This window comes from Lactobacillus mulieris, assembly GCF_007095465.1.
GTDB lineage: Bacteria > Bacillota > Bacilli > Lactobacillales > Lactobacillaceae > Lactobacillus > Lactobacillus mulieris.
The window spans coordinates 19,596-31,575 of the sequence record NZ_SDGL01000014.1 but is presented as its reverse complement, the minus strand read 5'-3'; the positions used below and the strand labels follow the sequence as shown (position 1 = coordinate 31,575).

The window sequence follows — 11,980 nt, the reverse complement described above, 5'->3', positions numbered from 1 at the left end:
CCTACTTTGATTAAATAAAAGATTAAAAAATCAATCTACGAGAAAAATCTATTTACACAAAAAATTTGACAGTTTCAAATATATTTTATTTTGAGGTGTAAATTTGTTTAAACATGATTTAAAAAGTCATAACTTTTATTTAAATAGTAATAACGTGCCTGAATATCGCTTGCACTATCATTTAATAAAGAATAACCAAGTTATGGCGATTGACCATATATTTGTAAGTCCAGAAGTTAAATCAGATTTAGTTGATGAATTAATTAGATTTGCATTAAGCTATGCACGTGACAACCACTTAAAAGTCATGCCACTAGGTCCTACAATCCTAGCCTATTTCAAAGAAAACCAAGCTGCATTAACTGACTTATTTTATAAGCCTTCACTAATTTTATAGACTCATTTAAGTAATTAAGTTAAAATATACTTAACTTTTATTAAAATAACAATTTAGGAGGAAATTATGGCAAAAGAAATTTCACAAGCTGCAATTGAAAACTTTAAAGCAGATTTTATAAGTCGAAAGGATGCACGTATCGCTGCACGTGCTGCTCAAACTAACGGAATTTTTAAAGCTAGCCAAGACACACAAACCCAAATTGATTTAAACCCTACCTTTTCAGTAGAAATTGAAACTGGTAAAGTTGCTGATCAAAAGGCTTCTGGGCGTTGCTGGATGTTCAGTGCTCTTAATACAATGCGTCACCCATTACAAAAGAACTTTAAAATTAAGGGATTTGAATTATCCCAAAATTACACTAACTTCTGGGACAAATTTGAAAAATCAAATTGGTTCTTTGAAAACGTAATTGCTACTGCCAATCAAGATTTAGGCGACCGTAAAGTTTCATTCTTATTTGCTACACCACAACAAGATGGTGGCCAATGGGACATGCTTTGTGGATTAATTGAAAAATATGGAATTGTTCCCAAGTCTGTATATCCAGAAACTTTCAGTGCAACTAGTTCCGCAGCTTTAAATGACACTTTAAACACTTTACTTAGAAAAGATGGTTTAAAGCTTAGAGAACTTGTTAAAGCCGGAAAAAGTTCAAAAGAAATTGAAAGTGCAAAAGATGAAATGCTCAACGAAGTATTTCGAGTTTTAGCAATTTCTTTGGGAGTTCCACCTAAAAAATTTGACTTTGAATATCGCGATGATGACAAAAATTACCACATTGACTGTGATATTACCCCACAAGAATTCTTTAAAAAGTATGTTGGCTGGAATTTAAGCGATTATATCTCAACTATTAATGCTCCAACTACAGACAAGCCATTCCACAAAGTATTTTCAGTTGAATATTTAGGTAATGTTGTAGGCGGTCGCCAAGTTCGTCACCTTAACTTACCAATTGACGAAATGAAGGAATTAATTATTAATCAACTTAAATCAGGCGAAGTTGTTTGGTTTGGCTCAAATGTTGTTAAAGATTCTGAACGTAGAGCTGGTCTTTTAGATACTAAGCTTTACCGCAGAGATGAATTATTTGACGTTGACTTTTCAATGAGTAAGGCTGAAAAGCTTGATACCGGTGAAAGTTTAATGGATCATGCGATGGTCATTACTGGTGTTGACTTAGTTGACGGCAAACCAACTAAGTGGAAAATCGAAAATTCATGGGGTGAAAAAGCTGGTTTTAAAGGCTACTTCGTTATGAGCGATGACTGGTTTAATAGCTTTGTTTACCAAGCTGTTATCAATAAGAAGTTCTTATCAGATGAACTTAAACAAACCTTTGAAGACGGCAGTAAGAATCCTATCCAATTATTACCATGGGATCCAATGGGCGCATTAGCAATGGAATTTTAGTTATTGATTTATACAAAAAAGGCTTCACATCGCGTGAAGTCTTTTTTATTACCAAATATGTAACAACCGACTGTTATCCAACTTACTTAGATTAAATTGATGTACATGTTGTTGTTTATTTTCAGGAAATTCCTTTACGAAATCAGCCAAGTTATATAACCCAGTTGAATAAGTCCAAACTCCCTTAACTTTTCTAATAGGATCTAACATCTCATTTCTAATTGGATAAGCTGAAATGAGGAAATGCTTGTGATGGAACTTGAATACAAAATAAGGCAATTTAAACTCCTCAATTGCTTCTTCTCTTGTCTTAGCAATTGAAATTACATTGCGATAAGTTCCATACTTTTCTGTAAACTTATCATTAAATGAGAAGTAAAAGTTAGAAATATGAACATGTGGAAAATCTTCTTCTTTTACCCCATCAGGAACTGCAATCACATGCTCAAAATGATCCAAGTTGCTTTCTCTTTGAGATAAAGCACGTTCCATTTGATTAGGTGTAATCATTTTGGCCCACTCTGGAACTTCTGGATGAGCTTTATAAGTATTAAACATCTGTTTAACAACTTCCGGCTTAACCCAATCATAATGCATTCTTGTTTGATTACGCTTGAGCAAGTTGTCTAACGTATTATTTTGCATTAAATCGACTACAAATAATTCATAGCGATATTTGTCAACTAATGGCCTAAAATGCTCAATTGCACTTGGGGCAATGTGCGTTCCATCAACAATAACTGTTTCTCCATAAGACATCTTATGTTCAACTAAATTATCAACCAATTGTTCTGTTCGAACATTAACATGCCGCGGAATCACTTGATGCAAATAGTCTGCTTCTTCTTCATAGTATACTGTTAAGTCAGCTAAAAGTAGGCGAATCGAATCACGACTAATTGCATATGGCTGTAAGTGATGGCGGGCAATGAATGAGGACTTCCCCGATCCTGGGGCTCCTCTTAATAAGAATATTTTGCGCATCGCTTATTCTCCATAACCTAGAAATTTCTTTACACTGTTAAAGATTTTACCATAAAATATGCGTTTTTTATGTTTGTAAATGCAATTAGCTTAAAATTTTCTTATCTATTATTTTAAGCTCAGAATTCATTGTATAAACAATCGGCTCTGCATTTGGTACTTCTAAGTTAACAATATCATGATTATCAATTGATTCAAGCTTTTTGATTAAAGCACGTAAACTAGAACCATGAGCAACAATTAATTGATCTTTCCCTTGAATGAGTTGGCTAGCTACATGCTCATGATAATATGGCATCAATCTTTTTTGAGTTTGATGCAAGCTTTCAGCCTTAGGTAATATTTGAGGATCTATCATATCATAGCGTCGATCATTAAGGCTATCTTTCGCTAGTGGTGGCACTTCATCAAATCCTCTACGCCAGTTCTTAATTTGTTCTACACCAAAGATTTCTCGAGCTTTATCTTTATTAATCCCTCGCAAAGCTCCATAATGTCGTTCATTTAGTCGCCAAGTTTTAGTGATTGGCAAATACAAAAAATCATTTACTTCACTGATGATATTTGCGGTCATAATTGCACGTGATAATAATGAAGTATGAATATGTGTTGGTGCAAAGTCTGGCATCTCTTTGATTAATTCTCCAGCCATCTTTGCTTCATCAATACCTCGTTTGCTTAAGCCAATATCATTCCAACCAGTAAAAATATTTTCAGCATTTGCAATACTTTCGCCATGTCTAACTAAAACAAGTTTTACCATTATCAAAATCCTATCTAAATAAGGCTAAAATTCCAGCTGCAAACAAAATCACACCAAAAATCAAATAGGCCTTTAATCCTTTCTGATTATTTGGTTGGTGTCTACGATTATAATAAAAAGACATATCATAGATTCCCACTATCAGTAATACAGCTACCAAAAAGTATTTGTTTTCCATATTAATCATCCTTATTCAAAACAATCATGTTTTCTTTTAGTCCACGCTGATATTCTGCCTGTAAAGTAACATGATTTATACCTAATTTTTCTTTAAGTACCTGGCCTATTTTCATATAAAGTTGTTCAAGTTGTACTACACTCATTTTTTCAGTTACATTGACATGAGCATCCATCATAATCAAATCATCACTATAGCGCCAAACATGCAAATGATGTAAATTAGTAACTTCTGGAAAAGCAAGCACAATCTTTTTAACTTCATCTAAATCTACATTAGGATTTGATTCCATCAAAATATTAGCTGCTTTTTTAGTAATTTTATACGCTTCAAACATTACAAAAATAGAAACTAACAAAGTCATTAATGGATCGACTAAATTACTCTTCCAAAAATAAATGATAGCTGCACCAATTACAACAGCAACACTTGATAAAGCATCAGACAACATGTGCAAAAAAGTCGACCGAACATTCAAATTATGGGAAGAATCATGCTTCATTACTAACATTGAAATGCCGTTTGCCACTAACCCAATGACTGCTATTATGAGCATCAATTGTCCCTTTACTTCTTGTGGCTTACTGAAACGCTCAAAAGCTTCAATCATTAAAAAGAAACTAATCACAAATAAAACAACTCCATTAGTAAATGCAGCTAAGGTTTCAGCTCTTTGGTAACCAAAAGTTTTATGCTTATCACGGTCTTTTTGACCAATTAAATGAGCGACAAAGGATATTACAATTGCAGCCACATCACTTAAATTATGAACCGCATCTGAAAGTAAGGCTAATGAGCCAGAAAAAATACCACCTAAAAATTCAGCCAAAGTAATTACTATATTTAATATAGTTACAAAAAGATATTTACTTGTGATTTTATTTTGTTTCATGATTACTCCTAAAAGTCTTCTGCTTTAATGTTGTAATCAACAATCTCAAACTTTCCATCATCGCTTAATATTCCCCGGGTAATACTACCATTGTCTGGGAATTCAATATCATGCAAGCGATCACTCTTATTCCAATACTTAATCCCCCAAGTCTTGATAAAGTCCCCATGTGATACTAAAAGAACACGATTTTCATTTTCTGTTTCTTCTTGTAGTTTCTTTATTGCTCTGACCATTCTAGTATCAAGTTCTTCAGAATTTTCTGCTAAATGACGTGGGTCTGCTTTTTTAGTAGCTTCTCTAAATTCATAAATTCCGACTTGATTGATAATTTTTTGAACATTTCTTTCAGGTCCAACGCCTGCTGCTTGACCAATTGCTTCCCAGGTCTTATCAATATCGTCACCTTCAAATGACCCAAAAAACACTTCACGAAATTCCGGTAGTTTTTTTATTTTTCCTATTTCAGAAACTTCATTAGCGTTTTTCATTAAGTGAACAGTATCAATTGCTCTTTTTAAATCAGATGAATACATATTATCAAAATGAATTTGTGACAACACTTCAGCTGTCTTCTTCAAATCATTTATACCTTTTATAGTTAAGGGGGAATCGGCCCAGCCCTGAACCTTATTCAGCTGATTAAACATTGTTTCACCATGTCTGATTAAATATACTTCAGTTGTCATTTATATCCTCCTTTTTACTAATTCTATTCTACCATCAAATATAAGAAAAAATTTTTAAAAGCGGCTAGCAATATGCTTGCCATCCAAGATAAATTGCTAAAAATACAGCAAAAATAAACGTTATGACTCTTACAGCTTTAACTGGTAAAAACTTAATGATTTTTTGCCCTAAAAAGCCCCCAATGAATAACCCCAATGCTAATGGAATGGCCTTTGACCAATAAACTTTTGAAGTGAAAAGAAAGATAACTAATGCAATTAAATTACCTAAAGACCCTATAACATTCTTCACGGCATTAACAACAACAAAATTATCTTTACTAACGCTCAGCAAGGCTATTAGCATCAAAATACCTGATGCTGCACCAAAATAACCTGTGTAAACTCCTGCCGCAAACATTTCAATTTGAGCAATAAGTTGATTATCTTCTCTTTTTTGATAGGTGATTTTTTTACCACTAACCAAAAACAAAAAAGCTGAGAATAAAACGAAAAATGGTACTAATTTTTCAAAAATTTTCCCAGGAAATATTACAACTAAAAAACTCCCAATAACTGCACCAATCAATATTAAAATAATGTACTTAATATAATTTCGCCATGACTTTTTTAGTTCTTTTACAGAAGAAGCTGCTGCACCCATCCCCGTAAATATCAAAGCCGCTGTATTAGTAACATTGGCATAAACTGGCGATACTCCAGCAAGCAATAAAGCTGGATATGAAACTAGTGACGCCATACTCGATACTACTGATACTATTCCGGCTAAAATCCCCGCTGCAACTAAAAAAATAAAAACTAAAACTTCCCCTGTCATAAAAATCCTCTTTTCAAGTCCTAACTTAGCTTTTTAGTAAAAAATGCGTAAAATAGACTATAGATAATTTTATCAAAGAAAGGATTAAATTATGAAAAAAGTTGCAGTAATTTTTGCTGATGGTTGTGAAGAAATTGAAGGCTTGAGCCAAGTTGATGTTCTAAGACGACTAGGCGTACCTACTGATATGATTGGTTTAACCAAGCTTCAAGTTCATGGAGATCATGATATTAATATAACTTGTGACAAAATCCTTGATGACAGTCTTTTAGATTATGACTTAGTATCCTTCCCAGGCGGTAAACCTGGTGCTGAAGCATTAAGAGATAATTCTCAGCTAGCTCAGCTAATGAAAAAACGTCACCAACTTGGAAAATGGAATGCTGCGATGTGCGCTGCCCCAATTGCATTAAGTCGTTATGGTTTGCTTAATGACACTGATTACACTTGCTACCCGGGCTTTGAAAAAGAAATTGGAAAAGAATGCCCTACAGGAAGATTTCATGAAGATATAGTTGTAACTGATTCTAAACAAAAAATCATTACCAGCCGTGGACCAGCAACTGCATGGGCTTTTTCATACGCTTTAGCACAAGCACTTGGCATTGAAACAAAAACCTTAGAGGATGGAATGCTTTATACTTATCTCAAAGATAATATTTAACCTGTATGCATATCATTAGATATTTTACAATCTTCTTTATAAACTATACTTAGTACAAGTAAAGGAGGTTGTAAAATGAGCCTAGTTTTTATTGAACCAGCAAAAATTAGCGATTTGAATGATATTATGACAATAATTAATAGTTCAAAGCAGTTTTTAAAAGAAGCTGGAAGTAATCAATGGCAAAATGGCTATCCTGATGAGAATATAATCAAAGAAGATATTAACAATGGACATGGCTGGATTTTAAAAGTAAACGGAAAAACTGCAGGTTACGCTGCATGTATAATTGGAAAAGACCCTACCTATGCCAATATTGAAGATGGTGAATGGGCAAATGATGAAGATCCATATGCTACAATTCATCGCTTAGCAATCAGTGGCGATTATCGAGGGCAGCATTTATCCAGTCAACTAATGAGTAACTTAATTTCAGCAATGAGAGTTAAAGGCATCGAAAACTATCGAATCGATACTGCTCCTATTAATAAAATTGTTCAAAAACTTGCAACTAGTTCAGGTTTTAAATATCGCGGAATTATTGAAGTAGATAATGAACCGATTGATCCGGAAAGAGTTGCTTATGAACTTAATTTGATAGATTATGAATAATTAACATAGTTTATGCTATATTCTGACAAGAATATAGCATTTTTTTGAAAAAATTTAACATATTCACTTCATTTTGTAGCGTTTTCTCGATAAACTAATAAGGATATACAATACAAAAGGAGACAAAATCGGATGTTAAAATATAGAATTCAGTCGATTTTATTTGTGCTTGTTGCATTTATGCTCGGCTGTAACGAATATATGATTGTTGGGGTGTTAAAAGATATCCACAGTGATATGGGAACACCACTTGCTACATTAGGTATTTTAGTTACCTTATTTGCATTGGTTTACTCAATCTGTACACCATTTATTTCTTTATTGAGTGCTCGCTTTAAGCGTCACAATGTTTTATTTGCATTATTAGTGATTTTTTTAGTTGCTAATACTTGGACTGCAATCGCACCAAACTTTATTTCATTACTCTTATCAAGAGTTTTAGCTGGGGCAACTGCTGGTTCAATTATTTCAATCACTGTTGTTATGGCAAGTTTCATTGCACCACCAGAAAAAAAGGCTGCATTAATTTCCTGGGTTTTCGCAGGCTTTAGTATTGCTAACGTTGCTGGGGTTCCTATTGGAAACACCATTGCACGTGTATTTTCATGGCGTGATAGTTTTTGGATGGTTACAATTTTAACTGTTATCATCTTTGTTTTGCTTTTTATTTACGCTCCTAAGGATACTCCTCAAAGTCATGCAGGTACTCCTGAAGAAGCAGCTAAGATTTCTGCTGATAGAAAGAAATATATTGTTCACCCTATCACAATTACTAATGCTTTATTTATTATTTGTGTTACTGCTGCACAATATAGTTTTTACACTTATATTACCGAAATTATCACTAAATACCTTCATTTCACAGATTCTGTGTTGAGTATTCTATTATTCATTCTTGGTATTGTTTCAATCTTCGGTAACAAGCTGGGTGGCTACTACGCTGACCGTGGAAATATGCAAGACATCCCATTCTTGTATGTCATCATGCCTGTATCATTAGTATTAATTGGTTTATTAATCAATTTAACAAATCCACAAAGTTTCCCATTAATTCTTGGAATTATCGGATTTGTTTTGATAGCAATTGTCTGCATCGTTAACGTAAGTTATGGTGCAAACGTTACTGTGCTATTCCTTGACTTAGCCAATGAACAATTCCCTGGTGCACTTGATTTATCATCAACATTCAACCCAGTATTTTCAAACTTCGGTATTGCAGTTGGATCATTTGTTTCATCAATGGCAATTGGTTCAGGATTGTTTAACATTGGAAATATCGTATTTATCTCAGCAATCTTCGGTTTCTGCTCATTAGCATTAGTATTGAGACTTAAGAAATTAACTAAAGAAGATATGTAAAAAAGTCCGTGAGAATTAATCTCACGGACTTTTTATATTGCTTTATCAGCTATATTTTCTAAATTAATTACTCTATTAAATAATAATTTCTCTTCTTCCGAAATATGATGTCCAACTTCTATTACAGTAGCTGTTTTATTCAACAAAATAAGTTTATGAATATTTAGCGAAGTTCTCTCATCAAGTGACGAAGTGGCCTCATCAGCAAGCATAATGGGTCTTTTAAAAATAATGGCTCTAGCTATTTCAATCCTTTGTTTTTGCCCACCTGATAAATTTTCACCAGACTTATTGATAACATAATCTAATCCTCGTTCTTTAATTAAATCCTTAAGTCCGGCTTTATCAATAGCACTATTTATCTCATTACGTGAGATATTCTTCCCAAGAGTAATGTTGAAAAGAATCGTATCATTTAATAATTTAGGTTCCTGATTAATCATACTAAAATAACTATGAGCTTTATTAAAGTTACCATTTAATTCCTCATTATCAATAACATAGGTTCCACCATTTATCTTTACTTGACCAATCAAAGCTTTTAAGAAAGTAGATTTGCCCCATCCAGATGGTGCAACTATTAGAACTTTTTCACCGCTCTTTATATTAAAGGATAAATTTGAAAATAGCTTTTTATTGCCTACCTTAAGACTCGCATTTTTAACATTTAATTCTTTAAATGATAATTTAGATGAATGCTGTTTTTCAATTAATTTAGTGGCAACTATGACTTTACTCCACATTGGTTTAGATGATCGTCTATCATTTAAATACATTGTTATATTAACTAATGGATTAATAAAATTATTAGACAATTGACTTACCATTATCAAAGTACCAAATGTAATATTTCCCACACTTACTAGATATACTCCAACTGCAATAGGAAGAACAGTAATAAATAAGTAAGCCAAATCTGATACTGTATCATTAGAAGTGCCTCTTACAAAATTTAATCTCTGTAACGATGTTTCCAAATCATTTGAAACCTTCTTAATCCTTTTCCATAATATATTTTCTTGATCATATAATTTAAAAACTTGAGTAGTTTTTTCAGTTTCTTTAATACGCTCCGTATAAATACTATTTTTCTTTTCCCAATTCTCTGCTTTTTTCTCTATTATTTTTCCAAAGAATTTTTGTGAAATACCAGGAATAAAAGACACTAACAAAAAGATAATTGTCAATGGAATGGATCCAAAAAGCGCCGCAATCACTGCTGATAAAAACTGAATCGCACTAGTAACAATCTCTAATTCAGCCGCAATATATCTTTCTTCAATTTGTTTTAAATCATTAGTAAAAAAAGAGGTATCCAAAAAGTCTGTATTTTTTTCAGAAAATATCAAATATTTTGTTGTAATAGATTTAATATTATAATCTGCTTCTTTAATAATTCGGCTATACCACCACTCATAAATAAGATTTATTATCCAAAATATAATGAGGCCAATTACTGCAACAATAATTAAATTTATTAAGCTTATTTTTTTATCATTAACCCAGTTAAAAAGTTGTTGAGTGATATTAGCTATAAAAACTACTTCTAGCGACCTTAAAATAGTCAAAATTATAAAGATAATAGAATGTGTTCTTTTAACATATTTTAAACTCATAGATATATACTCCTTGCCGTAACTTTATTTTTATAAAATTGGCAAAGTTACAATAATCATTGGCAATCACCCCCCCTTGCTTTACTGTAATTTCATTATCTTATACATTAGCTCAAATAATATTCTACTTGCATATTTGATTAAAATCTGCAAATACGCAGTTTTTGTTATGCTAAATTCTCAACATAACCATTAAGGCCATTTTGCTTCATAAATTGTTTTATTGTTTCAGCATCTTCCTTTTTACCATCAAATAACTTAACGTAGTAATTTTTAATGGTCTGATAAACAAAAAAGTCCGGTACTTGTGGAAATTTATCTAAAAGTTCTACAACCTTTTTTTCAATAATATTATCATGTCGAACATAAGTAATATGTAAACAATTTATACTAATTGCTGCAATTATTTTTAAAAGTCCATAAGGTTGAATATCAATTTCATTATAATAAGCCTCATATATCTGGTTAAAATAATATTGAATTTCTATATTATCAAATACTATTAATGAATTAGAAAGTAACTTTAAATACCTTTCATTTTGAAACCAATAATCATGCTCAAACAAACTTTTCTTAATTCGCTTCTTCATCTTATTGGACATATCAGCCAAAGTTCCATCTAATATAGCTTGCATTAAACTAGCTCTTAACTTTTCTTCCTCTGATACACTAGAATTTTGAATTAAATTATTTAATAGCCTAACTTTCTCCTTATCTTTTTTATAAAAAGCTTGGCTAATTAAAATACTTTTATTTATAATATCTACTTTATCATTGCTAAAATACAAATCATTGTAAAAGTCAATTAAATCGATTTGATTTTGCTTTAAGAGCAAAAATAAATCAGTAGCTGATATTTCATGCTTATTATTTTCAATTTTTGAATAATGTGCAGCAGAAATTATTCCATTTGAAAATTCTTTTTGAGTTAATCCCATAGCAATTCTTTGGTGTTTTAACAAACTTCCTATTGTCATATTCCATATTCCTAATTTTTCTTTTTCAAAATTATTAAATACATAATTCTTCAATATAATACACTATTTAATCTTAAAAAGCTCTTAATACGAAATTTGGCCAACAGTTTTAAATGTTGTAAATTAAAATTCCACTGATGTTAATAATATGTAATAAACAAAAAAAGCATCCCATAAAGGGATGCTTTTGGTAGCAGTAATCTTGTAAATAAGATTAACGCTTTGAGAATTGTGAAGCTTTTCTGGCTTTCTTCAAACCAGGCTTCTTTCTTTCCTTCATTCTTGGGTCACGAGTCAAGAGACCAGCCTTCTTCAAAGGACCACGGAAATCTGGGTCAATTTCAAGAAGAGCACGTGCAATACCATGACGGATTGCACCAGCTTGACCTGAGAAACCACCACCGTTAACATTAACAACTACGTCGTATTGACCTTCAGTTTCAGTTAATGCTAATGGTTGCTTTAAATCTTGAACCAAGTTTGGGAAAGGAATGTAATCAGTAACATCTTTCTTGTTAACAGTAATTTTACCGTTACCTGGTACTAAACGAACGCGCGCAACAGAATTCTTGCGGCGACCAGTTCCAGCGTATGCAGCTTGTTGTGCCATTGTCTA

14 protein-coding genes are annotated in these 11,980 nt (G+C 32.2%); 5 read left to right on the top strand and 9 right to left on the bottom strand.

The window, feature by feature from the left end; all coding sequences use genetic code 11:
- The first annotated feature begins 103 nt into the window (after window positions 1-103).
- Window positions 104-397: a GNAT family N-acetyltransferase gene (locus ETI37_RS06745; RefSeq protein ID WP_006587660.1), complete on the top strand. Its 294-nt coding sequence runs from the start codon at window positions 104-106 to the stop codon at window positions 395-397.
- A 66-nt stretch (window positions 398-463) separates the two neighbouring features.
- Complete coding sequence (gene pepC / locus ETI37_RS06740; protein ID WP_006585831.1) at window positions 464-1,813, top strand: aminopeptidase C; 1,350 nt, start codon at window positions 464-466, stop codon at window positions 1,811-1,813.
- 48 nt (window positions 1,814-1,861) lie between these two features.
- On the opposite strand, the gene ETI37_RS06735 is transcribed toward pepC, so the two are convergent.
- From ETI37_RS06735 to ETI37_RS06715, 6 genes are all read right to left on the bottom strand, one after another.
- Complete coding sequence (locus tag ETI37_RS06735; protein WP_006587659.1) at window positions 1,862-2,797, bottom strand: AAA family ATPase; 936 nt, start codon at window positions 2,795-2,797, stop codon at window positions 1,862-1,864.
- A gap of 85 nt (window positions 2,798-2,882) precedes the next feature.
- Window positions 2,883-3,560, bottom strand: a complete 678-nt coding sequence (locus ETI37_RS06730; protein ID WP_006585833.1) for a 2,3-bisphosphoglycerate-dependent phosphoglycerate mutase — start codon at window positions 3,558-3,560, stop codon at window positions 2,883-2,885.
- A gap of 10 nt (window positions 3,561-3,570) precedes the next feature.
- On the bottom strand, window positions 3,571-3,738 hold the full coding sequence (locus tag ETI37_RS07830; RefSeq protein ID WP_022091072.1) for a hypothetical protein: 168 nt from the start codon (window positions 3,736-3,738) through the stop codon (window positions 3,571-3,573).
- A gap of 1 nt (window position 3,739) precedes the next feature.
- Window positions 3,740-4,630, bottom strand: a complete 891-nt coding sequence (locus ETI37_RS06725; protein WP_006585835.1) for a cation diffusion facilitator family transporter — start codon at window positions 4,628-4,630, stop codon at window positions 3,740-3,742.
- Window positions 4,631-4,638: 8 nt separating this feature from the next.
- Window positions 4,639-5,319: a histidine phosphatase family protein gene (locus ETI37_RS06720; protein ID WP_006585836.1), complete on the bottom strand. Its 681-nt coding sequence runs from the start codon at window positions 5,317-5,319 to the stop codon at window positions 4,639-4,641.
- Window positions 5,320-5,383: 64 nt separating this feature from the next.
- Window positions 5,384-6,136: a sulfite exporter TauE/SafE family protein gene (locus tag ETI37_RS06715; protein WP_006585837.1), complete on the bottom strand. Its 753-nt coding sequence runs from the start codon at window positions 6,134-6,136 to the stop codon at window positions 5,384-5,386.
- A gap of 91 nt (window positions 6,137-6,227) precedes the next feature.
- On the opposite strand from ETI37_RS06715, the gene ETI37_RS06710 reads away from it, so the two are divergent.
- The 3 genes from ETI37_RS06710 to ETI37_RS06700 all read left to right on the top strand — a co-directional run bounded on the left by ETI37_RS06710 (window position 6,228) and on the right by ETI37_RS06700 (window position 8,771).
- Complete coding sequence (locus tag ETI37_RS06710) at window positions 6,228-6,800, top strand: DJ-1 family glyoxalase III (protein ID WP_006585838.1); 573 nt, start codon at window positions 6,228-6,230, stop codon at window positions 6,798-6,800.
- Window positions 6,801-6,875: 75 nt separating this feature from the next.
- Window positions 6,876-7,412 carry a GNAT family N-acetyltransferase gene (locus tag ETI37_RS06705; protein WP_006585839.1) on the top strand — a complete coding sequence of 179 codons (537 nt, stop codon included), beginning with the start codon at window positions 6,876-6,878 and terminating at the stop codon, window positions 7,410-7,412.
- A gap of 132 nt (window positions 7,413-7,544) precedes the next feature.
- Window positions 7,545-8,771, top strand: a complete 1,227-nt coding sequence (locus ETI37_RS06700; RefSeq protein WP_006585840.1) for an MFS transporter — start codon at window positions 7,545-7,547, stop codon at window positions 8,769-8,771.
- A gap of 32 nt (window positions 8,772-8,803) precedes the next feature.
- Here the strand turns inward: ETI37_RS06700 and ETI37_RS06695 are convergent, their stop codons facing one another.
- The 3 genes from ETI37_RS06695 to rpsI form a co-directional block, all read right to left on the bottom strand.
- Window positions 8,804-10,387, bottom strand: a complete 1,584-nt coding sequence (locus ETI37_RS06695) for an ATP-binding cassette domain-containing protein (RefSeq protein ID WP_006585841.1) — start codon at window positions 10,385-10,387, stop codon at window positions 8,804-8,806.
- Window positions 10,388-10,554: 167 nt separating this feature from the next.
- Entirely contained in the window at window positions 10,555-11,418 is an 864-nt protein-coding gene (locus ETI37_RS06690; protein WP_006585842.1) for a helix-turn-helix domain-containing protein, read from the bottom strand.
- A 160-nt stretch (window positions 11,419-11,578) separates the two neighbouring features.
- Window positions 11,579-11,974, bottom strand: a complete 396-nt coding sequence (gene rpsI / locus ETI37_RS06685; protein ID WP_006585843.1) for a 30S ribosomal protein S9 — start codon at window positions 11,972-11,974, stop codon at window positions 11,579-11,581.
- Window positions 11,975-11,980: the final 6 nt, after the last annotated feature.